The sequence below is a fragment of the Mesorhizobium sp. M0954 genome (genome assembly GCF_040319155.1).
In the GTDB taxonomy this organism is placed as follows: domain Bacteria; phylum Pseudomonadota; class Alphaproteobacteria; order Rhizobiales; family Rhizobiaceae; genus Mesorhizobium.
Map to the genome: position 1 here is coordinate 61,009 of NZ_JAMYNR010000006.1, position 24,167 is coordinate 85,175.

The 24,167-nt window shown below is 62.3% G+C and carries 26 protein-coding genes; 5 read left to right on the forward strand and 21 right to left on the reverse strand.

Annotated elements, in window-relative coordinates:
- Position 1: 1 nt before the first annotated feature.
- The 7 genes from NKH93_RS10055 to NKH93_RS10085 all read right to left on the reverse strand — a co-directional run bounded on the left by NKH93_RS10055 (position 2) and on the right by NKH93_RS10085 (position 8,409).
- Positions 2 to 2,563 (reverse strand): sensor histidine kinase, encoded by a 2,562-nt coding sequence (locus NKH93_RS10055; RefSeq protein ID WP_352539990.1) that lies wholly within the window; start codon positions 2,561 to 2,563, stop codon positions 2 to 4.
- A 188-nt stretch (positions 2,564 to 2,751) separates the two neighbouring features.
- Entirely contained in the window at positions 2,752 to 4,152 is a 1,401-nt protein-coding gene (ahcY, locus tag NKH93_RS10060; RefSeq protein ID WP_023677552.1) for an adenosylhomocysteinase, read from the reverse strand.
- Positions 4,153 to 4,563: 411 nt separating this feature from the next.
- Positions 4,564 to 4,860 (reverse strand): HPr family phosphocarrier protein, encoded by a 297-nt coding sequence (locus tag NKH93_RS10065; protein ID WP_023677551.1) that lies wholly within the window; start codon positions 4,858 to 4,860, stop codon positions 4,564 to 4,566.
- Entirely contained in the window at positions 4,857 to 5,258 is a 402-nt protein-coding gene (locus NKH93_RS10070) for a PTS sugar transporter subunit IIA (protein WP_023677550.1), read from the reverse strand. Before NKH93_RS10070 ends, NKH93_RS10065 begins: the two co-directional genes overlap by 4 nt.
- Before the next feature lie 164 nt (positions 5,259 to 5,422).
- Positions 5,423 to 5,869 carry an HPr kinase/phosphorylase gene (locus tag NKH93_RS10075; RefSeq protein WP_352970110.1) on the reverse strand — a complete coding sequence of 149 codons (447 nt, stop codon included), beginning with the start codon at positions 5,867 to 5,869 and terminating at the stop codon, positions 5,423 to 5,425.
- A 31-nt stretch (positions 5,870 to 5,900) separates the two neighbouring features.
- The gene (locus NKH93_RS10080; protein ID WP_023677548.1) at positions 5,901 to 7,685 is read right to left on the reverse strand and encodes a sensor histidine kinase; all 1,785 of its coding nucleotides are present in this window, start codon (positions 7,683 to 7,685) and stop codon (positions 5,901 to 5,903) included.
- 22 nt (positions 7,686 to 7,707) lie between these two features.
- The gene (locus NKH93_RS10085; RefSeq protein WP_023677547.1) at positions 7,708 to 8,409 is read right to left on the reverse strand and encodes a response regulator transcription factor; all 702 of its coding nucleotides are present in this window, start codon (positions 8,407 to 8,409) and stop codon (positions 7,708 to 7,710) included.
- 342 nt (positions 8,410 to 8,751) lie between these two features.
- On the opposite strand from NKH93_RS10085, the gene NKH93_RS10090 reads away from it, so the two are divergent.
- From NKH93_RS10090 to NKH93_RS10100, 3 genes are all read left to right on the forward strand, one after another.
- Complete coding sequence (locus tag NKH93_RS10090) at positions 8,752 to 10,362, forward strand: phosphoenolpyruvate carboxykinase (RefSeq protein ID WP_352970112.1); 1,611 nt, start codon at positions 8,752 to 8,754, stop codon at positions 10,360 to 10,362.
- 79 nt (positions 10,363 to 10,441) lie between these two features.
- A complete protein-coding gene (arfB, locus tag NKH93_RS10095; RefSeq protein ID WP_023677545.1) occupies positions 10,442 to 10,879 on the forward strand; it encodes an alternative ribosome rescue aminoacyl-tRNA hydrolase ArfB in 438 nt (145 codons plus the stop codon).
- A 131-nt stretch (positions 10,880 to 11,010) separates the two neighbouring features.
- The gene (locus tag NKH93_RS10100) at positions 11,011 to 11,628 is read left to right on the forward strand and encodes an alpha-ketoglutarate-dependent dioxygenase AlkB family protein (RefSeq protein WP_352970114.1); all 618 of its coding nucleotides are present in this window, start codon (positions 11,011 to 11,013) and stop codon (positions 11,626 to 11,628) included.
- Here the strand turns inward: NKH93_RS10100 and NKH93_RS10105 are convergent.
- The 14 genes from NKH93_RS10105 to hisB form a co-directional block, all read right to left on the reverse strand.
- Positions 11,591 to 13,177 carry a hypothetical protein gene (locus NKH93_RS10105; protein ID WP_352970116.1) on the reverse strand — a complete coding sequence of 529 codons (1,587 nt, stop codon included), beginning with the start codon at positions 13,175 to 13,177 and terminating at the stop codon, positions 11,591 to 11,593. The two genes, NKH93_RS10100 and NKH93_RS10105, sit on opposite strands and share 38 nt — an antisense overlap.
- Before the next feature lie 94 nt (positions 13,178 to 13,271).
- Positions 13,272 to 14,870, reverse strand: coding sequence for a hypothetical protein (locus NKH93_RS10110; RefSeq protein WP_352970119.1), 1,599 nt, complete (start codon positions 14,868 to 14,870; stop codon positions 13,272 to 13,274).
- Complete coding sequence (locus NKH93_RS10115) at positions 14,860 to 15,255, reverse strand: GtrA family protein (protein ID WP_352970121.1); 396 nt, start codon at positions 15,253 to 15,255, stop codon at positions 14,860 to 14,862. The genes NKH93_RS10110 and NKH93_RS10115 overlap by 11 nt, the downstream gene beginning before the upstream one ends.
- A 7-nt stretch (positions 15,256 to 15,262) precedes the next feature.
- Positions 15,263 to 16,033 carry a class I SAM-dependent methyltransferase gene (locus NKH93_RS10120; RefSeq protein ID WP_352970123.1) on the reverse strand — a complete coding sequence of 257 codons (771 nt, stop codon included), beginning with the start codon at positions 16,031 to 16,033 and terminating at the stop codon, positions 15,263 to 15,265.
- Positions 16,033 to 17,040 carry a glycosyltransferase family 2 protein gene (locus tag NKH93_RS10125; protein ID WP_352454814.1) on the reverse strand — a complete coding sequence of 336 codons (1,008 nt, stop codon included), beginning with the start codon at positions 17,038 to 17,040 and terminating at the stop codon, positions 16,033 to 16,035. The genes NKH93_RS10120 and NKH93_RS10125 overlap by 1 nt, the downstream gene beginning before the upstream one ends.
- A gap of 77 nt (positions 17,041 to 17,117) precedes the next feature.
- Positions 17,118 to 18,077, reverse strand: coding sequence for a type I pantothenate kinase (gene coaA / locus NKH93_RS10130; protein WP_352451662.1), 960 nt, complete (start codon positions 18,075 to 18,077; stop codon positions 17,118 to 17,120).
- An 18-nt stretch (positions 18,078 to 18,095) separates the two neighbouring features.
- Positions 18,096 to 18,422: a phosphoribosyl-ATP diphosphatase gene (locus NKH93_RS10135; RefSeq protein ID WP_352451663.1), complete on the reverse strand. Its 327-nt coding sequence runs from the start codon at positions 18,420 to 18,422 to the stop codon at positions 18,096 to 18,098.
- A gap of 36 nt (positions 18,423 to 18,458) precedes the next feature.
- The gene (gene hisF, locus NKH93_RS10140) at positions 18,459 to 19,253 is read right to left on the reverse strand and encodes an imidazole glycerol phosphate synthase subunit HisF (RefSeq protein WP_023677537.1); all 795 of its coding nucleotides are present in this window, start codon (positions 19,251 to 19,253) and stop codon (positions 18,459 to 18,461) included.
- Complete coding sequence (locus NKH93_RS10145) at positions 19,250 to 20,086, reverse strand: arginase family protein (RefSeq protein WP_352970125.1); 837 nt, start codon at positions 20,084 to 20,086, stop codon at positions 19,250 to 19,252. Before NKH93_RS10145 ends, hisF begins: the two co-directional genes overlap by 4 nt.
- Positions 20,083 to 20,832, reverse strand: coding sequence for a 1-(5-phosphoribosyl)-5-[(5-phosphoribosylamino)methylideneamino]imidazole-4-carboxamide isomerase (gene hisA / locus NKH93_RS10150; protein WP_352472580.1), 750 nt, complete (start codon positions 20,830 to 20,832; stop codon positions 20,083 to 20,085). Before hisA ends, NKH93_RS10145 begins: the two co-directional genes overlap by 4 nt.
- Positions 20,833 to 20,834: 2 nt before the next feature.
- Positions 20,835 to 21,125 (reverse strand): DUF1330 domain-containing protein, encoded by a 291-nt coding sequence (locus tag NKH93_RS10155; RefSeq protein ID WP_352970128.1) that lies wholly within the window; start codon positions 21,123 to 21,125, stop codon positions 20,835 to 20,837.
- Between the two features lie 3 nt (positions 21,126 to 21,128).
- Complete coding sequence (hisH, locus tag NKH93_RS10160) at positions 21,129 to 21,779, reverse strand: imidazole glycerol phosphate synthase subunit HisH (RefSeq protein ID WP_023677533.1); 651 nt, start codon at positions 21,777 to 21,779, stop codon at positions 21,129 to 21,131.
- 1 nt (position 21,780) lies between these two features.
- Positions 21,781 to 22,254 (reverse strand): DUF2628 domain-containing protein, encoded by a 474-nt coding sequence (locus tag NKH93_RS10165; RefSeq protein ID WP_352451667.1) that lies wholly within the window; start codon positions 22,252 to 22,254, stop codon positions 21,781 to 21,783.
- Between the two features lie 4 nt (positions 22,255 to 22,258).
- Positions 22,259 to 22,858, reverse strand: a complete 600-nt coding sequence (gene hisB, locus NKH93_RS10170; protein WP_352769582.1) for an imidazoleglycerol-phosphate dehydratase HisB — start codon at positions 22,856 to 22,858, stop codon at positions 22,259 to 22,261.
- Positions 22,859 to 23,083: 225 nt separating this feature from the next.
- Here hisB and hslV point away from each other — a divergent pair, with 225 nt between their 5' ends.
- Positions 23,084 to 23,635, forward strand: coding sequence for an ATP-dependent protease subunit HslV (hslV, locus tag NKH93_RS10175; RefSeq protein ID WP_352472584.1), 552 nt, complete (start codon positions 23,084 to 23,086; stop codon positions 23,633 to 23,635).
- On the forward strand, positions 23,625 to 24,167 hold the full coding sequence (locus tag NKH93_RS10180; protein WP_352472585.1) for a GNAT family N-acetyltransferase: 543 nt from the start codon (positions 23,625 to 23,627) through the stop codon (positions 24,165 to 24,167). Before hslV ends, NKH93_RS10180 begins: the two co-directional genes overlap by 11 nt.

Sequence of the window (24,167 nt, forward strand, 5' to 3'; positions counted from 1 at the left end):
GCTACTCGGCCGCCGCGCGGATGCCGGACGGCGTGTCGGGAAAGGCGCAAACAACCGTGGTGCCCTTATCCCTGCCGGTCTCGATGCGGACGCTGCCGCCATGCAGTTCGACAAAGCTCTTGACGATCGACAGGCCGAGCCCGGCGCCACGGCGGCGGCCGCCATTGGTGCGCGGCTCGAAGCGCCGGAACACTGAGTCAAGCAGGTCCGGCGGCATGCCGGGGCCGTCATCGTGAACGGAAAATTCCACGCCGTCGGCAAGTTGGCGGCAGGCGAGCGTTATGGTGCTCGCCTCCGGCGCGTAATTGGCGGCATTGCTGAGCAGATTGAAGAGGATCTGGCGGACGCGGATCTCGTCGCCGTGGAAGGTTTTCGGCGCGGCCGCCGCGTCGATCCTGAGCTTGATCGCATGTTCCTCCAGCCGGTCGGCGACCAGTTCGGCGGCAGCCGTAATGGTTCGATCGATGTGAACTTCGGAAATGTCGAGTTCCATGATGCCGGCATCCACCGTCGCCAGGTCGAGGATGTCGTTGACGATGGTGAGCAGGACCGAGGAGGACGAGCCGACATGCCCGATATATTCGCGTTGCTTCTGGTTCAGCGGACCAGTCGACGGCAGTGAAAGAAGCTCGGTAAAGCCGATGATGTTGGTGAGTGGCGAGCGAAGCTCATATGAGACGTGCTGCACGAATTCGTTCTTGATCTGGTCGGACTTTTGCAGCGCCTCATTCTTGTCCTTCAGCGCCCGCTCGACATTGACGCTGTCAGTAACGTCGACGAAGGTCATCATCACCTGGCCGTTGGGCAAAGGGATGACGGCGTAGCGCAAAACGGTGCCGTTGTTCAATTCGGTTTGGCCGTGGCGGTCGCGGCGCTCGTCGTCGAAGCCGGTGATGGCGGCAACGAACCCGCCCCACGGACTGTCGACGGCACGGCGGTCGCAAAGGTCGCGGATCGTCGAGACATGGACGTTGGGTTTTGAGGCATCGGCATCCAGCCCCCACAATGCCGCGAACGCCGGGTTCGACAGTCTCAGCCTGCCGTCGGGGCCGAACACAGCGACGCCTTCGGCGAGGTTGTCGAGCGTCTCGCCCTGGACCCGGACGGCGGTCTGGTAGCGGCTTTCAAGGTCCATCTTCTCGGTCAGGTTCTCGAACACCCAGGTGACGCCGCCCTTGGGCTGCGGATTGGCGACGACGCGAATGGTCTTGCCGTCCGGCAGATGCCACCAATGCTCCTGCGATTCAACCGCGCGGTAAGCGCCGAGCAGGCTCTCTTTCCAGCGCCGCCATTCGGGCTGCTCGGCGATCTTGCCTTCGCTGCGCAGGCGGTCGAGCAGCAAGGCGTTGTCCGGCGCGCTGTGCAGGAAGCCGCTGTCGAGGCCCCATAGTTTCTGGAACGCCTGATTGAAAAACCGCAATTTCTCGTCGGTGTCGAAAATCGCCACGGCGGTGTTGAGCTGATCGAGCGTGTCGGCGTGGCTCTGCATGGTCCGCTCATATTCGGCGCGAATGGCCTCGATAGCGCTGATGTCGCAGGCAAGACCAGCCGAACCATCCGCCCCGGCAAAATCGGTCACGGCAAACATACGGCGGTCGCCTTCGATGACCGTGGAGAGCGTCTGTTCAAAGACCGCGCGCGACCTGTGCTGCGCAGCGATCGTGTCGCGCGCCTGGCCGCCGAGGAATTCCTTGCCATCGCGGACCGCCGCTTCGGCATTCTCGGCCTCGACCGCTTCGGCATAGGCGCGGTTGACCCATTTCAGCCGCCCGTCGACAGTACGCAGCCATGACGGCATCTTGAGCGCATCCAGAAGACCGATCAGCGTCTCATGGTCGGCGGCTAAGCGCTGGTTCTCGATCTTCAGCCTGGCCTGGCTTCGCTGTGTCTCCGAAAGCGAGACGAAGCGAACCAGCACATGCGCCGCACTCTTGCGGCCGTGAACCTCGAGCGGCTGGCCGGCCTGCGATTCGATGACCAGATCGAACGGCTTTGCCTTGTCCCGCAGTGCCGCGACGGCATGTTCGAGTGCAGCCGCCGAACGCGGCATCAGCCAGCGGCCGAAAGCCAGGAAGGCCGCCCGGTCCTCCGGCGCGCCGCTCTCGATCGGCAATGTCCCGACAAGCTCGGGCTTCTTGTTCTCGGCCGCCCATACCACCACGCGCTGATCGCGGGAATGGAGCAGCGCCTCCGAGCGCTGCAGCGCGGCATTGACGTCGGCGATACGGGTCCTGAGCTCGGCATTTTCCGCCGCGGTGCGCGCCCGTTCGCGGATCAGAAAGATGGCCGACAGCAATGCCGCCCCCATGACGCCGACGAACATGGCGAGTTGCATGACCTCGACCGTGCTGACCGACAGCCCGGCCTTTTGCGCCACGCGGGTTTGGGCATGTGCAGTAAAGCCAAGCAGCGGACCAACCAGCGCGGAAGAAGCAAGCAGCACCCCGACACGGCTGCCGGCGCGCCATAGAAGGCTGCCGCCTCTAGCAGCGGAGCCCGTGATCGAATCGTTATGGCCGCCGGAAACGGCCTGTCCCGCGCAAGGCGGGTTATCCCCCGGCATGTCTTGGTCCTCTTCGCCGCCTGAATGCAAGACCGCCCTGATGCGTGCGCCCGGGCCTCGTCCCCGGACCGCGAATCAGCACCATAGCGCTTGCGCGAATCGGCGTGAAGAATCAATCAGCGCAAAAATAAAGCCGGGCGAAAAGTCAATCGCCCGGCTTCAATATCTAGTGGCAAGTTTCGCCGTGGTTAATAGCGGTAGTGTTCCGGCTTGAACGGTCCCTGCGGAGTGACGCCGATATAGGCGGCCTGTTCGCCGGACAGTTCGGTCAGGCGGGCACCGAGCTTGTCGAGATGCAGGCGCGCGACCTTTTCGTCGAGATGCTTCGGCAGGACATAGACCTGGTTCTCGTACTGACCGGGCTTGGTGTACAGCTCGATCTGGGCCAACACCTGATTGGTGAAGGACGCCGACATGACGAAGCTCGGATGGCCGGTGGCGTTGCCGAGGTTGAGCAGACGGCCTTCCGACAAAAGGATCATCCGCTTGCCGTCCGGGAAGGTGATCATGTCCACCTGAGGCTTGATGTTGGTCCATTTCAGGTTGCGCAGCGAGGCCACCTGGATCTCGTTGTCGAAGTGACCGATGTTGCCGACGATCACCATGTCCTTCATCAGGCGCATGTGGTCGAGGGTAACGACGTCCTTGTTGCCGGTGGTGGTGATGACGATGTCGGCCGTCGGCGCCGCGTCTTCGAGCGTGACCACCTCGAAACCGTCCATCGCCGCCTGCAGCGCGCAGATCGGATCGACCTCGGTGACCTTGACGCGGGCGCCGGCGCCCTTGAGCGAAGCCGACGAGCCCTTGCCGACGTCGCCATAGCCGCAGACAACCGCGACCTTGCCAGCCATCATCGTGTCGGTGCCGCGGCGAATGCCGTCGACAAGCGATTCCTTGCAGCCATATTTGTTGTCGAATTTCGACTTGGTGACGGAATCATTGACGTTGATCGCCGGGAACGGCAGCAGGCCTTTTTTCTGCAACTGATAGAGCCGGTTGACGCCGGTCGTCGTCTCTTCGGTGACGCCGCGGATCGCTTCCTTCTGCTTGGTGAAGAAGCCGGGCGATGCCTGCATGCGTTTCTTGATCTGGGCAAACAGGATCTCTTCCTCTTCGCTGCCCGGATTGGACAGCACATCCTCGCCGGCCTCGGCGCGGGCGCCGATCAGGATGTACATGGTGGCATCGCCACCGTCGTCGAGGATCATGTTGGAGGTGCCGCCATCGGCCCACTGGAAGATCTTGTCGGTGTAGACCCAATAGTCCTCCAGCGTCTCGCCCTTGACGGCAAAGACCGGAATTCCGGCTTCGGCAATGGCCGCGGCAGCGTGGTCCTGGGTCGAGAAGATGTTGCAGGAAGCCCAGCGGATGTCGGCGCCGAGCGCTTTCAGCGTTTCGATCAGCACCGCCGTCTGGATGGTCATGTGCAGCGAACCGGTGATGCGCGCGCCCTTGAGCGGCTTCTTGTCGCCGAATTCCTCGCGGCAGGCCATCAGGCCGGGCATTTCGGTTTCGGCGATCTCGATCTCCTTGCGGCCCCAGCCGGCAAGCGCGATGTCAGCGACCACATAGTCCTTGCTACCCGTCATGGCAGTGCTCCGATGCGAATTGATTGCGGGACGCGCCCGCCCCGAAGGCATTTCGGAGGGCGCGAGTTGCCGGCCTGACTAGCAGATCGGGAGTGGGACGACAATGGGATATAAAGAAATCTTTATCCGTGCATGTCTTCAGCGGCGGCGGCCATGAGAGCGCGCAGAAGGGGTGCTGTCCAAGGTGGCCGTCCCTCAGACCTCAGATCGGCAACACTTTCAAAGCCGGAAACAAAAACCCGCCTCGGCGGGCGGGTCTTCGGGGCCAATTGGCACCATAGTGAAATTAGTAGCATAGCTGCCGGCACAAAGCAAGAACAAAATACGCGACGGTCGCGCAAAAATGCGATTTCCTTCACCGCCGCAAGGTTGCGCCCGAACATGCCGTAGCAGGTGCCGTCGGCGAAGCCGTCAGCACTCCTCGCCGAAACGGGAAGCAACCAGTTGCTCCAGCGCATCGATGACCTCTTCGGCCTCCGGGCCGGTGGCGGTGACGCGTATCGAATAACCGGGGCTCGCCGCCAGCATCATCAGGCCCATGATCGAGGTGCCGCCGACCTTGACGCCGTCCTTCTCGACCTGGACCGTGGCGTTGAAGCCGCTGGCGATTTGAACGAACTTGGCCGAGGCGCGCGCATGCAGGCCGCGCTGGTTGACGATTGGAAAGTCGCGAACGATCTTGTCCTTTTCCGGCAACAGCGCGCTCATTTGCTGCTCAGGAGTTGACTGGCGACATTGATGTATTTGCGGCCGGCAGCCTGCGCCTCATCCAGCGCGGCCGTCATGTTGTCGCCCTTGCGAACGCTGGACAGCTTGATCAGCATCGGCAGGTTCATGCCGGCAATGACCTCGATACGCCCGGATTCCATCACGGAAATGGCGAGGTTAGAGGGCGTGCCGCCGAACATGTCGGTCAAAACGATGACGCCTGATCCCGTATCGACGCGGCCGACTGCCTCGATAATGTCGCGGCGGCGCTGTTCCATATCGTCGTCGGCACCGATCGCCACGGTCTCGAAATTGTCTTGTGGCCCAACGACATGTTCCACGGCATTGCGGAACTCGGCGGCCAGTTGACCGTGCGTTACAAGCACGAGTCCGATCATTCTTTGGTGGCTCCCGTCATCGCCGCTTCACAGGCGCATTTTATGCTCGCCGACCGTTCCAGGTGGCGGGAGCGCTATCTTGTCGACGCAAGGCCCGTTGACAAGCCCAAAATTGCGCCGGCCCAAGCCAATTTGACGCATTGCAGCAAAAAATCGAAATCGGATCACAGGAAAGGCGCAATCGACAGGCGCGACATCACTTCCGGCAAGGCCGCCGCTACATTGCGCCCGGCAAGATCGATGCGCGGCACTGGTACGCCGACAACGAGTTCGCAGCAGTCTTCCTGGAAGCGGGCCATTTTGCCGGCTGGCACCAGCCGGATAATGAGGTCGATCACGCAGCTTGGCTCGAACCGTATCGGTTTGGGGCCGAATCCCGGGACCTCGACGAGGCCGGCTATGCTGGCTGGTGCGCGGCAGACCAGCCGCCCGTCGCAATCTGCAGCATAGAGCTGGTCATCGCCGATCAGCCGGGAAAACAGCCCACGCTGGCTGCAATGATCGATTAAGGCGAGCCCCAGCGTCGTCTTGCCCAAGCCGGACGGTCCGGTGATGAGAATGCCGCGATCACCTATCAGGATCGCGGTGCCGTGAATATTTTCAGGCTGCACAATAGGACCAGGCGTGATTGGAATTCATCCGTCAGCCTTCCGCCGGCAGCGTCACCACGAAGCGCGCGCCCTTGATCTCGCCAGGCTTGGTGCCCGGGATGTTCTCGGCGCTCAGCGTGCCGCCATGGGCTTCAACGATCTGCCTGGATATCGACAGGCCAAGGCCCGAGTTCTGACCGAACGCCTCGCCGGCCGGCCGATCGGTATAGAACCGCTCGAAAATGCGGTCGATGTTATCGGCACGGATACCGGGTCCATTGTCGTCGATGGTGACGATGTTGAACTTGCCGGCGCGCGCCAGCGATATGGTGATGTGGCCACGTTCCTCGGGAACGAACGAGCGGGCATTCTCGATCAGGTTGGTGATCACCTGGCCGATCCTCAGATCATGACCGACGACGAAGTAGCCTTTCACGCCCTGCGGCAGTTTGGCGACCTTGAATTCGATCTCGACCGCCTTCTTGTTGCGCGTGGCCTCGCGCGAGACGGCGACCAGATCGGTGATGAACTTCTTGAGGTCGACGGTTCCTGCATCTTCCCGCGCCAGTTCGGCATCGAGACGGGAGGCATCGGAAATATCGGTGATGAGACGGTCAAGCCGCCTCACATCGTGCTGGATGATATCCATCAGCCGGCTGCGCGAATTGTCGTTCCTGGCCAGCGGCAATGTCTCCACCGCGCTGCGCAGCGAGGTAAGCGGGTTCTTCAACTCGTGCGAGACATCCGCGGCAAAACTTTCGATCGCCTCGATGCGGGCGTAGAGCGCATTGGTCATGTCGCGCACGGCGATCGACAGATTGCCGATCTCGTCCTGGCGGTCGGAGAAGTCGGGGATTTCCTCGCGGTTCTTGACGCCGCGGCGAACCCTGACCGCCGCCGCGGAAAGCCGGCGCAGCGGGTTGGCGATGGTGGAGGCCAGCAGCATCGACAGGATGGCGGTAACCAGGGCGGCAATGCCGAATACGCGCAGGATCGCCTTGCGCTCGGCCGCGACGATCTTGTCGATGTCGCCGCCTTCGGTCGACAGCATCAACACGCCGAGAACGGCACGGAAGCGCTGGATCGGTACCGCCACTGAAACGATCTGCTCGCCCTGCTCCGAGATCCGCACGATCGTCGACGGACTGCCGGTAAGCGCCTTGACCACTTCCGGAAACGCGGCGCCGTTGCCACCTGGCTGCTCGCGATAGACAGGCAGCTGCTTGTTGCGAAAGAAATCAAAGACGAATTTCTGGATGCGCTCCAGAAGGTCCGGCTGCTCCTCTTCGACCGGCGGCAGGTCGTAGCGAAGGATCTGGCCGCGCGAATAGAGATGGCGGGAATCGAGCAGCAGGTTGGCGTCGCGGTCGTAAATGCGGGCGCGTGTGCGCGTCGGCGAGATCAACCGCCTGAGCACCGGCGCCACGCGCTCCGGATTGATCGGGAAATCGAGATTGTCGAGCTGATCGGAACCCGGGCCGAGGCTTTCGCCGGCCTGCAACTCGAGCAGCTTCTCCGGATCGATGCTGATCGAATCGGTCTCGACCGTCGCCGAGGCGGCGATCGCGCCGGCGATGATCTCGCCTTGAGTCATCAGGCTCTCGACACGGGCGTCGATCAGCCCGTCGCGAAAGGTATTGAGATAGAGAATGCCGGTGACCAGGACGGCAAGGCCGGCAAGGTTGAGAAAGAGGATACGCCGCGTCAGGCTGGAAAAGATGTGATGGCCGAGAAACCGGCGCATCGGCACCGTAATTTTCGACACGAAGGCGGGCAGAATCCGCGGCGGGCGCCTGGCGGCGCCCGACCGTCTCACTCGCTCTACTTGCACTGCCATCGAATAGCAGCTCCCGCTCGACTCAAGCTTCGCGGAACCGATATCCGACTCCGTAAAGGGTTTCGATCATTTCGAAGTCATCATCGACGGCCTTGAACTTTTTGCGCAGCCGCTTGATGTGACTGTCGATGGTGCGGTCATCGACATAGACCTGCTCATCATAAGCCGAATCCATCAGCGCATCACGGCTTTTTACGACCCCCGGACGCTGTGCCAGCGAATGCAGGATGAGGAACTCGGTGACGGTCAGCGTCACCGGCTCGCCCTTCCAGGTGCAGGTGTGGCGCTCCTGGTCCATGACAAGCTGGCCGCGCTCAAGCGACCGGGCCTGCTGGTTGGGCGCCTTGGCCGCCGCCTCGCGGGTGCTGGCGCGGCGCAGCACGGCGCGGACGCGCTCCACCAGAAGACGCTGCGAGAAGGGTTTGCGGATGAAGTCGTCGGCGCCCATCTTGAGGCCGAACAGTTCATCGATCTCATCGTCCTTGGAGGTCAGGAAGATTACTGGCAGGTCGGATTTCTGACGCATCCGGCGCAGCAACTCCATGCCGTCCATGCGCGGCATCTTGATGTCGAGGATGGCGAGGTTCGGCGGGCGCGCCGCCAGTCCCTCCAGCGCCGATGCCCCATCCGTGTAGGTTTCGACCCGATAACCCTCGGATTCGAGGGCGATCGAAACCGAAGTCAGAATGTTGCGATCGTCGTCGACAAGCGCGATTGTTGCCATTTCAAGCGGCTCCCTCATGAGCTGTCCCTTCTTTCGTCGAGAAGGGGCTTTTGCAGGACAAATTAGGTACAAAATGTGGCACAGGCTGTATCCGCTGTCACGCGCGGCATGTCGACGGCCACAATTGTACCTCGATATGGATTGGACGAATGAACATCGCCAATCCTTTGGGCAACCATCAGTGTTTTTGCACATATAAACGATTTAAACAACTTTCAAAATATTTAAATCGATTAATGATTTGATATCATTCGCCTTTTCTGGTTTTGACGTTTTTAGCTCCTGCAATGGGGGTTCCGGAATTCGCCGGTAAAGACGCGGTAAATCGAAGAAGGGACACCCATGTCGGAAGCCGGCAAACGCAATCCTGCATGTGCAATCGATCGCATCGGCCTGAGAACCACGGGGGTGGTACGCTATAATTTCGGCGCGGCCGCGCTCTACGAGGAGGCAATCCGCCGTGGCGAGGCCCGACTCACCGCGCATGGCGCGCTTGCCGCCGAGACCGGGCAGCACACCGGCCGCTCGCCCAGGGACAAATTCGTGGTGCGCGACGAAAGCACCGCGCCGCATATATGGTGGGACAACAACAAAGCGATTTCGCCGATCCAGTTCGATACGCTGCTTGCCGATTTTCGCGCCCACGCGGCCGGAAAGGACCTTTATGTGCAGGACCTGGTCGGCGGCGCCGACGAGGAACTGAAGCTGCCGACCAGGGTGATCACGGAGCTTGCCTGGCACTCCTTGTTCATCCGCAATCTGCTCATCCGACCGGCCGCCGCCGAACTCGAGCATTTCATGCCCGATTTGACGATCATCGACCTGCCGTCGTTTCGCGCCGATCCCGCCCGCCACGGCACGCGCGGCGAAACGGTGATTGCCGTCGATCTTTCGCACATGATCGTGTTGATCGGCGGTACCTCGTATGCCGGCGAGATGAAGAAGTCGGTGTTCACCGTGCTCAACTATCTGCTGCCGGCAAAAGGTGTGATGCCGATGCACTGCTCGGCCAATGAAGGGCCCGTCGGCGACGCGGCCGTTTTCTTCGGCCTTTCCGGGACCGGCAAGACGACGTTGTCGGCCGACCCGTCGCGCACGCTGGTCGGCGACGACGAGCATGGCTGGGGACCGCACGGCATCTTCAATTTCGAGGGCGGCTGCTATGCCAAGACGATCAAGCTTTCGGCCGAAGCCGAGCCGGAGATCTTCGCCACCACCCAGCGCTTCGGCACGGTGCTGGAGAATGTGGCGCTCGACGCAGGCCGCGTGCCGGATTTCGACGATGGCGGGCTGACCGAAAACACACGCTGCGCCTATCCGCTCCACTTCATCCCCAACGCCAGCAAGACGGGGCGCGCCAGCCACCCGAAGAACATCATCATGCTGACCGCCGACGCATTCGGTGTGATGCCGCCGATCGCGCGGTTGACCCCGGCGCAGGCCATGTACCATTTCCTCTCCGGCTATACCGCCAAGGTGGCGGGGACCGAGAAGGGCGTTACGGAACCCGAAGCGACATTTTCGACATGCTTCGGCTCACCGTTCATGCCGCGGCATCCGTCGGAATACGGCAATCTGCTGCGCGAGCTCATCGCCCGCCACGGCGTCGATTGCTGGCTGGTCAACACCGGCTGGACCGGCGGCGCCTACGGCACCGGCAAGCGAATGCCGATCAAAGCAACGCGGGCGCTGCTTGCGGCGGCGCTCGACGGCTCGCTGAAAGCGGCCGACTTCCGCACCGACGCCAATTTCGGTTTCGACGTACCGGTGACGGTTGCCGGCGTCGACCGCGCCATTCTCGACCCTAGATCGACCTGGATCGACAAGCCCGCCTACGACCGGCAGGCGGCAAGGCTGGTCGGCATGTTCGTCGACAATTTCGAAAAGTTCGAAGCCCATGTCGACGCCACGGTGCTCGGCGCCGCACCACGCATGCAGGTAGCGGCTGAATAGCCGTCGCCCCTGGTGATGCTTCAAGGCCCGGCTTCAATCGGGCCTTTTCTTTTTTCGCCTGCCGCGCCATGAGTGCGGCATGAACGCCGACGACAAGATCATCATTACCGACGATGCGGTGATTAATCCGGGCGACCTGCACGAGGACTTCATCCGTTCGTCCGGCCCGGGCGGCCAGAACGTCAACAAGGTGGCGACGGCAGTGCAATTGCGCTTCGATGCCGCCAATGCGGCTGGCCTGTCGGAGCGGGTGCGCGAACGGACCATCAAGCTTGCCGGCCAGCGCGCCACCAAGGACGGCGTCATCGTCATTGAAGCCGGACGCTTCCGCACCCAGGAGCAGAACCGGGCGGACGCCCGGGCGCGGCTGACGGCACTGGTCGCCAAGGCCGCCGAACCACCACCACCGCCGCGCAAGAAGACCAGGCCGTCCAAAGGCGCGGTCGAAAGACGGCTCAAGAGCAAGGCCGGGCGCGGCTCGATCAAGAAACTGCGCGGCCGGGTCGGGGATGAGTGACAGCCGAAGCGGCTTCGGATCTCAGATCGCCGGTTAAAGCGCGCAGCCACCGTCGGAGGCGGCTTTCGGGTCGCCGTTTTCATTTGACGGTGGCATTCTGATTTCTCCAGACCAACGGATTAACCGACGCGATGCTCGTACTGCCCAAAGGCGTCCGCCATATGCCCGGCTACCTGTCGCGCGCCATGCAGGAAGTGCTGGTGGAAGATATCAGGCAGGTCGTGCAGAACGCGCCGCTGTTCGTGCCGGCGATGCCGCGTACCGGCAAGGAGATGAGCGTGCGCATGACCAATTGCGGTCCGCTGGGCTGGGTCACCGACAAGGAGCACGGCTATCGCTACCAGCCGACCCACCCGGTGACCGGAAGGCCTTGGCCGCCGATCCCGGAGATGCTGCTCGAACTGTGGCGGGATTTATCTGCCTATGCGCACCTGCCGGAAGCCTGCCTGGTCAATTTCTATTCGCAGGATGCCAAGATGGGTATTCACCAGGACCGCGACGAGAGCGATTTCTCCGCGCCTGTCGTCTCGGTGTCGCTCGGCGACGATTGCCTGTTCCGGGTCGGCCAGACGACGCGCGACGGCGCCACCAAATCGTTCAGGCTGAGGAGCGGCGACGTCGTCGTGCTTGGCGGCGAAGGGCGGCTCTGCTTTCACGGCGTCGACCGTATCTACCCGTCGACCTCGGCATTGCTCAGGAGTGGCGGCCGCATCAATCTGACGCTGCGACGGGTGACGATGCCGAAATAGGCTGTTCGGGTGGCCCGCGGCCCGGGCGGACATAATCGTCGCGCAGATAGATGCGCTCGGTCTCGTCCTCGATAAGAATGCGGTAGTGCGCCAGGATGGCGTCAAAGCCAAAATGCCCCATCAGTTGGCTTGTCCACATCGTGTTGTTTTTCTTGAAGACGACGATATCCGGGCGCAGACGCACGAACTCTTCGCGTTTGCTTTCGACGTAGCGCGCCATGATGGCTCGGTAACGCATGGCTTCGGCGGTGTCACCCGAGAGAGCTGCCTGCCGGGACAGGGAAAGTGCGAACGCTCCAAGCCAATCGCTGACGTGGGTCGAAACGAACTGCCCATCGATCATACGGTTCAACGGATGTCCCGAGGAAATATCCGAACTGACCAACGCTACGGTCGGCCGATCGGTGGCGGCGCGAATTGCAGCAACCAGCGCCGGCCCTGGTTTCTGGGTGCTCCAGTACGGCAAGAAAGCGATTGCCACCGCCGCCAATGCCCAAGCTCGCGAAGGAGCCGTCACGAACGTCAACAGCTTGGACGGCCGCTGCACGATCCTGGGCAGTGCCAACAGGCAGAAAATGGCTGCCACAGCGCAAAAGATCGCGGGATAGGCATGATAAGACCAGCCTTTGGCCTGGTAGAACAGCGGAAACATGCCAGCGATCGATGCCGCCAACGCTACCGCCGCCAGCTCTGGAAATCGCTTGGCAGGCCACAGCCACCAGATCAGGAAGACAAGGAAACACCACGAGAAACCGTAGCCGATCACAATCGGCCAAAAGATGCCGATCTTTGCATAAACGTCCGCCAAGAGGGGATAGATGTCGCGCACGAATTCCGGATGGATCAGCGTGACGGTGCCGAGATAGACAACGCAGATGCCGCCAATGACCCAGTGTTCCAGGGCGAAGATCGATTTCAGACTGCGCCGGCGCACTGCAACGACCAGCGCCGGCGCCAACACCATGATCGCATAGTAGGGCTTGACCAGCAGCAGAATGCTGCCCGACAGGCCGGCGAGTACGGCGAGCCCGGGGTCTGGTTGGGCAGCTGCATCTCTGCGCGCGCGCCAGGCATGAAGCGCAAGCAGCGGCATGAAAAGTGCCATGCCGATATGCTCCCGCTCGCTGAAGGCATTTCCGGGGAAGACCACCAACATTGCGCAAAACGCTGGCCCCAGTGCAAACAATGATGCAGTTTCGGTGAAACCCGCACGCTTGACGATCACGCCCGAGAGCGAAAGTCCGATAAGCACGGCAAGGTATGTCCAGGCCTCAACCAGGATTTCCGGGGCGGTGCCCAGCAATCTGGCCGCAGCCACTGGCGGCAGATAGAGCCAGACGCTGAATGGGGGATTGGTCTCGTAGATTTGCGAGTAAAGCCGCTCACCGGACAGCATACGCTCGCAGACCGTGATCAGCCAGCTAGTGTCGGGAACAGTCCCCCAACGTCGCTGCCAGAAGATCGAGAAGACGGTGACTGCGGCAATGGCCAGGACATTGCGGCTAGGAAGCAGCGACGCCGCAATATCCCGGTCGCGCCAGCGGCTCAAGCCGCCAATGTCGTTCGAGACGCTCATGCTGTTGCACCGAGGCTCTCGAGATCGAGCCATATGTCGTCCAGTGGAGCGATTGGATCCAGCCGTGTCATGGGTTTCCGGGGGCTCCTGCTCTATCGGTTTGGAGCGGCGCAGGCGCCGTGTAACGCAGATAGACAGTGATTTCCCGCTCGGCGTGCAGCAGACGATAGTCGGCCAAGGCGACCTGGATCCGCTTGTCCTGCAGCATCAGGGCAGTCCACGCCGGCGAGCCTGACAGCACGATATCGGGCTTCTTCGCTGATATCTCGGCGGCGTTTTCGCCGATCACCCGATCGCGGATGCTTTCAAGTTCCGGTCTCCGTTCGAGATCGCCGGTGACGCGGGCGAGCGTGTCCGCGTTGGAGACCGCCCAGGCGCTCGGATGGCGTGATATAAACCTGCCGCCGACCAGCCTGGCGAGGGGATGGGCAACCTGCATCTGGTCGGCAATCGACATGATGGTCGGGGTTTCGACCGTTGCGCGGATCGCGGCGACAGACCGGGCGGTCGGGCCGTTATCCGTCGTCAGCGCCGCGTACTGTGCCCTGACCGCTATTTGCAGCACCAGCACGCAGCCGAAGATCAGGGCGGCCTTGCGAACGAAGCCTGCACTGCCGAATGTGCCGAACCACACAAGCTGGATGCCAAATGCAAGTGTCGGAACAACGACCATCGGCAGCGCGTGATTGGGCCAACCCTTGCCCATGACGATGAAGGCCGGAATGAACCCCAGGGCGGTCAGAAGCGGAATCCTGACGTCCCAGTTCGTCTTTCTCAGGCCGCCGGCCGCAAGCACGGTGGCGGCGGCCAGAAGCAGCACCACTTTCGGCCAGTTTGCCAGCATATCGGCGGCAGAGGCCCTCAACGGAAGATAGACCTCCCTGACCAAGGGCAGCACGTCGCTGACGTAAGCGCGGTCGAAGAGCGCGATGGACGCGATATAGGCGGCCACGATCGCAGCGCCCATCAGGTTCTCTGCGACGAAGAGCGGTCTCAGCGACCGCCTTTCAAGCGCAAGACAGAGCGACGGCAACATGAAGGCCAGCACAAAATAGGGCGGCTTGACCATGACCACGACCGCCGCGCCGAAACCCGCGACCATGTGCTCCAGGCGCGAGCCCGCGCTGAAATCCAGGTTCCGCTGACGTGTGCATTGCAACGCCACCCAAGGCAGAATGGCAATCAATGCGAAGTGCTCGCGTTGGCCGAATTGATCCGGCATGAAACACAGGATCAAAAACAGGGCCGCCGCTGCCGCCCACAGCGCATGGGGCTGCCGGTAGACCGGTTCATCGCGCGCGAGAATACGGACGGAACCGAAAAGACTGGCCAGGCTCAGGCAAACGACGCCAAGCGTCAGCCAGAATTCCGCACGTATGCCGGTGAGCTTTTCCAGGAGCATGAATGGCATGTAGAGCCAGATCGAGAAAGGTGGGTTCGTCTCCACGATGTCCGTGTTGAGCCGCTCTCCGCCAAGCAGGCGGTCGCAGACGACCAGAAGCCATGACACGTCGACATTGGTCGGGATTGCAACGGTGGATAGCCAGACGGCGTATGTGACGACCAGACTGGCCAGCAGCAACGGAGCACCCGCTACGCCCACAAAGGGCGAGAAGCGGTTGGCGCCGGGCAGCAGTTCACTGAGGGATCGCGCGCTAGAGACCACGAAACACCCACCGCCCGAGGACGACATAGTTGATGACCGGCACGGCAATGCAGGTGAGCAGGATCGGGATTGCGGCAGGGATGCCGAGCATCTGGGTCAAAAGCCCCGGCAGGGCGATCGCGACGGCGAGGCCGGAAGCGGTGAGCAGGAGGAAGCGGGGCAATTCCATAGCGTGGCTGCCGCCGGAGGTGAACGTGAAATATTTATGCCCGGTGTAGGAGAACAGCGCGGCGACGGCGTAGGCCGCAAACGATGTGAGCGCCGCCGGCAGGGCCGCCGTTGCCTGTCCACGCGACAGCAGAAAAGCGCAAACGGCGTAGATCAGCGTCGACGCGATGCCAATCAGCGCAAAGCGCGATAGTCGATGATACGAGCCGGTGCCCATGACGCGGTCAAGCTGCCAATTTCTCGTCGAGGCGAGCGGTTTCGACGGCGCTGTCCTTGCGGAATACCGCCAGCAGCGAAACCCCGAAGGGCAAGCTTGCATTTGGTATGATGCGGCCTTCCGCCGAAAACACTGCCTTCATCGCCGCATTCAGTGGTTTTGGCGGCGTGGCATGGCCGGCTGGCAAGGCCGACTTGCGCAACCTGTCCACCAGTCGTGCCAGCGCCGCTACCGGGAAGAGCGCGGCATTTGTGTAGCTCAGCCGGTCGATCGCGAAACCAGCCTTTTCAATTCGTTCACGCAGCAGATTGCGTGAATAGCGCCGCATGTGATGCAGCCCAACATCATGCGTGCTCCACAACCATTGGTGTGCTGGCACCGTGAGGACGACGCTGCCGCCCGGCTTCAGCATCTGGCGGATCGCGGCAAGCGACGCCTCGTCTTCGGCGACATGTTCCAGCACGTCGAACAGGCAGACGAGGTCGCAGCTTTGCGGCGCGACAGGAATGTTGTCCGGCAGATGTCCGGCGAGGAAGTCGCGGCCGGTCTTTTCCCAGGCAATCCTGCGCGCGAGATCGCTCATCTCGACTGCCGTCACTGCGCCGAACTGCTCCAGCATCCGGATGTTGCCGCCGGTGCCGGCGCCGATCTCTACGATGCGCGCGTTTTCAGGCAGGCCGATGCTGCGAATGACCGCCTCGGCGATGGCGCGACGCCCGCAGAACCACCAATGCTCGTCTTCGGTGGCGGCCATCTGTCGGTAAGCGTCGATCTCCATCAGCTCATTCCCTCATATTTGCGGCGCACGATATAGATCGGACGCTGCTTGATCTCGGCGTAGACCCTGCCGAGGTATTGTCCGATGATGCCGATGCCGAGTAACTGGATGCCGCCAAGGAAAAGAACACTGACCAGCAGGGAGGCGTAGCCGGGCACATCAACGCCAAAGATCATTGTCTTGGCGACGATCAGCAGGCCGTAGAGGAACGACAGCGCGGAAATCGTCGCGCCGACATAGGTCCAGATTTCAAGCGGAGCGGTGGAGAAGCTGGTGATGCCTTCGAGCGCGAAGTTCCACAGCTTCCAGCCGGAGAATTTCGACTGGCCGGCGATGCGCTGATCGCGGACATATTCGACGCTTGCGGTACGGAACCCGACCCAGGCGAACAGGCCCTTCATGAAACGACGGCGTTCGGGCAAAGACCGCAGCGCCTGGATGACCTGGCGGTCGATCAAACGGAAGTCGCCGACATCGTGCGGGATCTTCTGCTGCGCGATCCAGTTGTGAACGCGGTAGAACATCGAGGCGGAGCGCTGCTTGAGAAAGCTGTCGCTCGACCGATTGGCTCGCTTGGCCAGAACAACCTCAAAACCCTCGCGCCACTTTTCCACAAGCAGCGGAATGACATGCGGCGGATCCTGCATATCGACATCCATCGGGATCGCTGCATCGGCATCGCAGCTGTCGAGCCCCGCGGTCATCGCGGCTTCCTTGCCGAAATTGCGTGAAAGGTCGATTACGTGGATGCGTGGATCGGTTTGTTGGGCTTCGATCAGCTTTTCGAGCGTCGTATCGCTGCTGCCGTCGTTGACGAAGATGAACTCGAGGGCAACGCCTTTGTCCTTCAGCGGCGCGGTGCTTTCGCATACCGCCTTCAGGAATGGAGCAATTGCGCCTTCCTCATTGTGGACAGGCACGATCAGGGCAATCGTTGCGCCGCCGCTGCCCGGACGTGCGATGCGGTCAGCTGCCGGCCGATCGATGTTTAGGAATGGCGCATTCATTTGTTTGCCGAGCCCGCAGATCAGGCCCGACAATAGAAAGACTGGGTTAAGATGACTTTAAGGAATGTCCCGGGATTTCACAGTTTCCTGAGCGCCACTTCCTCGACCAGATGGTTGGCGCCCTTGCGCAGGATGAGATCGGCTCGGGCGCGGGTCGGCAATATATTCTCGCGCAGATTCTTCAGGTTGATGTTGGTCCACAGGCCCTCGGCGATGGCGCGGGCCGCATCCTCGGAAAGTTGCGAATAGCGGTGAAAGAAGGAGGCCGGGTCGCGGAAGGCGGTTTCGCGCAACCGCATGAAGCGGGCGATATACCAGTGATGGATCAGCGCCTCCTCGGCATCGATGTAGATGGCAAAGTCGAAGAAATCCGACAGGAAAGGCACGATCTTGCCATCCTTCGGCAGCTTGCCCGGCTGCAGGACGTTGATGCCCTCGAAGATCAGGATGTCCGGCCGGTCGATGGTCTGGAACTCGCCCGGGATGACGTCATAGGTCAGGTGCGAATAGACCGGCGCGCGGACGTTGCGCTGCGCCGATTTGATGCCGGACAGGAAGCGCAGCAGCGCGCCGACGTCGTAGCTGTCCGGAAAGCCCTTGCGCTCCATCAGGTTGTTGCGGCGCAGGACTTCGTTCGGCAGCAGGAAACCGTCGGTGGTGACCAGGTCGACCTTGGGACTCGACGGCCAGCGCGCCAGCAGCTCCTTCAGCACGCGCGCCGTGGTCGATTTGCCGACCGCGACGGAACCGGCAATGCCGATGATGAACGGTGTCTTGGCCGCGTCCAGCGCGTTGAAGAAGGCCTGGCGCTGCCTGAACAGGAGTTGACTGGCTTCGACATGAGCCGACAACAGCCGCGACATCGAAAGATAGATGCGCTCGACCTCGTGGAGATCGACCGGATCGTTCAGCGACCGCAGACGACGGACCTCGTCCTCGGTGAGCGTCATCGGCGTATCGGCGCGGAACCGCGACCATTGCTCGGCCGAGAAGAAACGATAGGGTGAATACTTCTCGGTAGGAGCGAGCTGGTCCATCGAGTTCCTCCGCAGCGATCAGCCCCGGTCCAGCCGAGACGCCTTTTCGGCGATGCCCGAACGACCGGTGCGGCGTTCAAGCTCGTTGAGCACATCGCTCAGCGGAATGCCCGCTACGCCAAGAACGACAAGCCAATGATAGATGAGATCGGCGCTTTCCGAAACAAGCGCGTCCCGGTCGGCGCTGACGGCTGCGATCACCGTTTCGACTGCCTCTTCGCCGAGTTTCTGCGCTGCCTTGCTCATGCCACGCTGAAAGAGCTTGGCCGTCCACGAATCCGGATCGCCGGAACGTGCGCGTTCGCCAATAATCTTCTCCAGATCGGAGAGCGAGAACTCGGTCATGACGGCGTTTACAGCCTCTTCTTAGCCGGAAAGGCTCTAGGACCGATTACCCGGCGAGTCCAGCCGCATCGGCAGTCCGGCCTGAGCCATGTGCAGCTTGGCTTCGGCGATGCTGTAGGTGCCGAAATGGAAGATCGACGCCGCCAGCACCGCGCCGGCGTGGCCGTCGCGAATGCCTTCGACAAGGTGGTCGAGCGTGCCGACGCCACCGGAAGCGATGACCGGCACGCGTACGGCATCCGCGACCGCGCGGGTAAGGGCTATATCATAGCCGGCCTTGGTTCCGTCGCGGTCCATCGATGTCAGCAGGATCTCGCCGGCGCCGAGGTCGACCACTCGCCGAGCGAACTCGACGGCGTCGATGCCGGTCTTCTCGCGGCCGCCATGGGTGAATATCTCCCAGCGATCAGCCTCGCTCGCAGCGGACACTTTCTTGGCATCGATGGCGACGACGATGCACTGGTTGCCGAATTTGTCGGCAGCCTCGGCGACAAAATTTGGGGTCTTCACCGCCGCCGTGTTGATCGACACCTTGTCGGCGCCGGCCAGTAGCAGCTTCCTGATGTCGGCGACCTGACGGACGCCACCGCCAACGGTCAGCGGCATGAAACATTGTTCGGCGGTGCGGGCGATGACATCGAAAATGGTCTCGCGGTTTTCCGACGAGGCGGTGATGTCGAGAAAGCAGAGCTCGTCGGCGCCGGCCGCGTCATAGGCTTTTGCCGCTTCGACGGGATCGCCGGCATCGACCAGGTCGACGAAATTGACGCCCTTGACGACACGGCCGTTCTTGACGTCGAGACAGGGGATGACGCGGGCTTTCAGCATCAGATCCTCTCGATCGCCGCAAGAAAGTCGACAAGCAGCTGGCCGACGACGGGCGGAACTTCGGACTGGGAATCAAAGGCCGGGTCGTAGGCCGAGAGCGTCACGCCGACAATCGGGATTGACCTGGCCAGTCCGCAGGCAAGCTGCCGCAGCTGTTCCGGACTCGGGCCGCCCGGGTGCGCGTAGCGGTTCACGTGCAGCACATCCGGATCGAGAACATCCAGGTCGAGATGCAGATGCGCCCGCACAGTCCCTGCCGCCGTGAGCTTTCCGATCATATCGAGTGCACCGGCACATTCGGTGCGCACGATCGGCAAAGTTTCCAGCAGTCGCTTTTCGTCGGGATCGAGGTCGCGGGCATCGACCAGCATGCAGCGCGCCGGGTCTATCGGCCGGAACCCCGGAATTGCTGCCGCCATCGGATGCCAGCAGAGCCCGAGCGTCGCCGCCAGCGCCATGCCGTCGAGAAAGCCGTAGGCCGACGTCTCCGGCGTGTTGAGATCGCCATGCTGGTCGATCCAGATGATCGAATCCGCCGCTTCACCGGCAACCGCACCGGCGGCGGTCAGGCAATTTCCAGCAAGGATAATGGGGAAGCGTCCTCCATCGCGGGCGAGGTTAACCTTGGTCGCGACGGCGTTGCAGACGGCGAAGCCGGTTGCAATTTCGCGCCCCTGCTCGTCTCCGACCTTGCCGATATCTTCGACGGCGACGTCATGGCCAGCCACGGTCAGGGCTTCGACCAGCCCACCGCCGACGATGGCGTCCGGCCCCTGGCCGCACCCCTCGTGATAGTGCCCGCTGTCGTAGGGAGCAACGATAATCGAGACCTTCACGTTTCACACCCTGCCATCGGTTTGCCACGCAGGATCGCCAATGCCTCGGCCGGGTCGATGCGGCCGTCGTAGAGGGCGCGGCCGGAGATCGCGCCTTCGAGCTTGCGGGCATCGGGCATGGTCATGCGCACGATGTCGGCGATCGAGGCGAGCCCGCCCGAGGCGATAACCGGGATCGACACCGCGTCGGCGAGATCGATGGTGGCGTCCCAGTTGATGCCAGTCAGCACACCGTCGCGGTCGATATCGGTGTAGATGATGGCGGCGACGCCGGCACCCTCGAATTTCCTCGCCAGTTCAATGACGCCGAGGCTCGAGGCCTCAGCCCAGCCTTCGACCGCGACCTTACCGCCCTTGGCGTCGATGCCGACAGCGATCTTGCCCGGGAATGCCTTGCAGGCCTGCCTGACCAGATCCGGATCGCGGACCGCCACGGTGCCAAGAATGACGCGGGCCAGCCCACGGTCGAGCCAGTCCTCGATCTGCGCCAGGGTGCGGATGCCGCCGCCGAGCTGCACCGGATTGCTCGTCGCCTTCAGGATGGCGCCGACCGCGGCGCTGTTGACGCTCTGGCCCTTGAAGGCGCCGTTGAGGTCGACGACGTGCAACCATTCGAAGCCCTGCTCTTCGAAGACGCGCGCCTGAGCGGCGGGATCGTCATTGTAGATGGTGGCGGTCGCCATGTCGCCATGCCTGAGGCGCACGCATTTGCCGTCCTTGAGGTCTATCGCCGGAAACAGAAACACCTTCAGGCGCCTTCGACGATGACAAAGTGGCCGGTCGAGCCGGCGAGCCTGTACTTCAACGCCTCCTGGTATTCAGGCGAGCCGTAGCATTCCAGCGCCTTTTCATAGGATTCGAATTCCACCAGCACGTGGCGATTGCCTGCCGGTCCTTCCGGGCTGGTGTACCGCCCGGCGCGCATCGGGAACTTCGCGCCGTATTTCGCGAAAGCCGCGGCATTGGCCTCGATATATCGCTTGTAGATCTCGGGATCGCGGACATCGACCATTGCCATCCAATAGCCCTTCTTGCTCATGGTTCAGGGCCTCCAGCCTAGGAAATTGGTGATCAGCGCCAGGCCCAGCGCCTGGCTCTTCTCGGGGTGGAATTGCGTTCCGGCGAGGTTGTCGCGAGCGACAGCGGCCGTTACCGGGCCGCCATAGTCGGCAACCGCCAGCACCTCATCCTCCTTCCGTGCATCGAGATGGTAGGAGTGGACGAAATAGGCATGCAGTCCCTTGCCACCCGTCGCAATGCCGGAAAACAGCGGATGCTTGCGCTTCAGGTCAATCGTGTTCCAGCCGATCTGCGGGATCTTCAGTGTCGGATCGGCCGGCGTGATCTCCTTGACGTCGCCGGCGACCCAGCCAAAGCCCTTTGTGACGGTCTTTTCCAGGCCTCGCTCCGACATCAGCTGCATGCCGACGCAGATGCCGAGGAACGGCCGAGCCTTGGCGATCGCCACCTCCTCGACCGCTTCCCACATGCCGGCGACCGCACGCAGTCCAGCGGCGCAATCGGCATAGGCACCGACGCCGGGCAGGACGATGCGGTCGGCGGTCCTGACCCGCTCGGCATCGGCGGTGAGTTCGATCGCGGCGGCAATACCGGCTTCATGCGCGGCACGCTCGAAGGCCTTGGTGGCCGAGCGCAGATTGCCCGACCCGTAATCGATGATCGCTACCCTCATCTCAGGGCTTTCCCGGAATATGGTTCAGCCCCAGCGCCAGGCCCATCTGCGCCGACCGGGCATGTGCTGCGTCTGGGACGATGCGTTGCACCGTCGGTTGTTCATCCGACTGAGCATCGGCTTCCAATGCATAGCGGAGGTCTGCGTCGTCGAGCCTGTCGGCCTCGACCACGCCCCATTCATGCCAGCCGCGACGGCGCAGGGCTGCGATCCGCAAGCCCTGCCCTTCCAGTCCGACAAAGAGCATGACAAGCAGGGATAAAAGCGAGCCGGTTGTTTCCAGGTCCAGCCTTTCGCCTAGCATCGAGAGCAGGCCCATGGCGACAAACGCCAATGCCGCCTCGACCCACAGCCGGTGCCAGGCCAGCCACAGCGGCGGCACCAGGAAGCCGAGCCAGGCAAAGCCGTCACGGATAAAGGTAGTGTCCACGCTTTCGCTGCGGCCTGGCGGCTTCATCACGACATAGATGGCCATGACGCTATCCTTTCAGGGATCCCTTGGTGGAGGGAACCGCGTCCGGCTGGCGCGGGTCGCGCTCAAGCGCCGAACGCAACACACGCGCCACGGCCTTGAAGCAGGTCTCGGCGATGTGGTGGTTGTTGGCGCCGTAATGATTGGTGACATGAAGCGTGATGCCGGCATTCTGCGCCAGCGCGTGGAAGAATTCGCGCACCAGCTCGGTGTCGAACGTACCGATCTTCGGCGACGAGAACGAAACATTCCAGACCAGAAAAGGCCGGCCGGAGACATCGATTGCCGCCCGCGTCAGTGTCTCGTCCATGGCGAGATCGATCGAGGCGTAGCGCATGATGCCGCGCCGCTCGCCCAACGCCTTGGCCAGCGCCTGGCCGAGCGCGATGCCCGTATCCTCGACCGTGTGGTGGTCGTCTATGTGCAGGTCGCCCTTGGCCTTCACGGTCATGTCGATCAGCGAATGGCGCGACAACTGGTCCAGCATATGGTCGAAGAAGCCGACGCCCGTCGAAATGTCGGATTTGCCCGAGCCGTCGACCTGAACCGACACGGCGATGTCGGTTTCCCTGGTCTTGCGGCTTATCTCGGCGGAACGGGGCGCCATGACCTCATCCTTGTCTCAGATTTGCACGGTTCAGGCGTTCACATGCCTGAAAACGAAAGCCTTCTAGCAGCATGATCCGGCGATTGCCAGTTACCGCTGCGGAGCACAGTCCGGCCCGGCGGATGGCCGGTTTGCAATCATCCGGCCTATGCATACATATGGCCGATCAAGTCACTCGTAACGCGCCGATCGCCTCGATGGGATCGGTGCTGATCGGAGCAGAAAATGTCGAATGAACTGACCATGCATGCCACGACCATCCTGACCGTGCGCAAGGGCGGCAAGGTGGTGATCGCCGGCGACGGCCAGGTCAGCCTCGGCCAGACCATCATGAAGGGCAACGCCAAGAAGGTGCGCCGCATCGGCAAAAGCGGCAACGTCATTGCCGGCTTCGCCGGGGCCACCGCCGATGCCTTCACGCTGCTGGAGCGGCTCGAAGCCAAGCTCGAACAATATCCCGACCAGCTAACACGTGCCTGCGTCGAGCTCGCCAAGGACTGGCGCACCGACCGTTATTTGCGGCGGCTGGAAGCAATGATGCTGGTGGCCGACAAGTCGGTGTCGCTGGCGCTGACCGGCACCGGCGACGTGCTGGAGCCCGAATTTGGCGTCATGGCCATCGGCTCCGGCGGCAATTACGCGCTGGCAGCGGCACGCGCTTTGATGGACAGCGACAAGGGCGCAGAGGAGATCGCCCGCAAGGCGATGCAGATCGCGTCAGACATTTGCGTCTACACAAACAACAACTTCGTCGTCGAAACCCTCGATGCCGCCTGAGCGGAGCCTCCGCTATGGTTTTCGGCCGGTGATCCAGAGGGACCTGCCGATGATCGCCGGCTGGCTTGCCGAGCCGCATGTCGCCGAATGGTGGAACGACCCAGAGACCGAGATTGCGGAGATCCGCGAGCATATCGACAGCATTTCGGTCGAGCCGCTGATTATCGAGCTCGACGGAAAGCCCATCGGCTATTTGCAGAGCTACGATCCGCATCTGGAGGACGGCCATCCCTATAGCGACCAGCCGTTCGGCACGCTCGGCATCGATCTGTCGATCGGCGTGCCGGGGCTTGTCGGGGTCGGCCACGGCTCGGCGATCGTCCGGCAGTTCGTCGAGCAGCTTTTCGAGGAAGGTACGCCGCGCGTCATCATCGACCCGGACCCCGCCAATGCACGGGCTATCCGTGCCTATGAAAAGGCCGGTTTCAGGGCTATCGATCGCAGGAAGTCGGAATATGGCGATGCCGTGCTGATGGCGATTGATGCCCCAGAGGGCGACGCCGGACAGGGTGAGGCAAAAGAGGGGCAATAG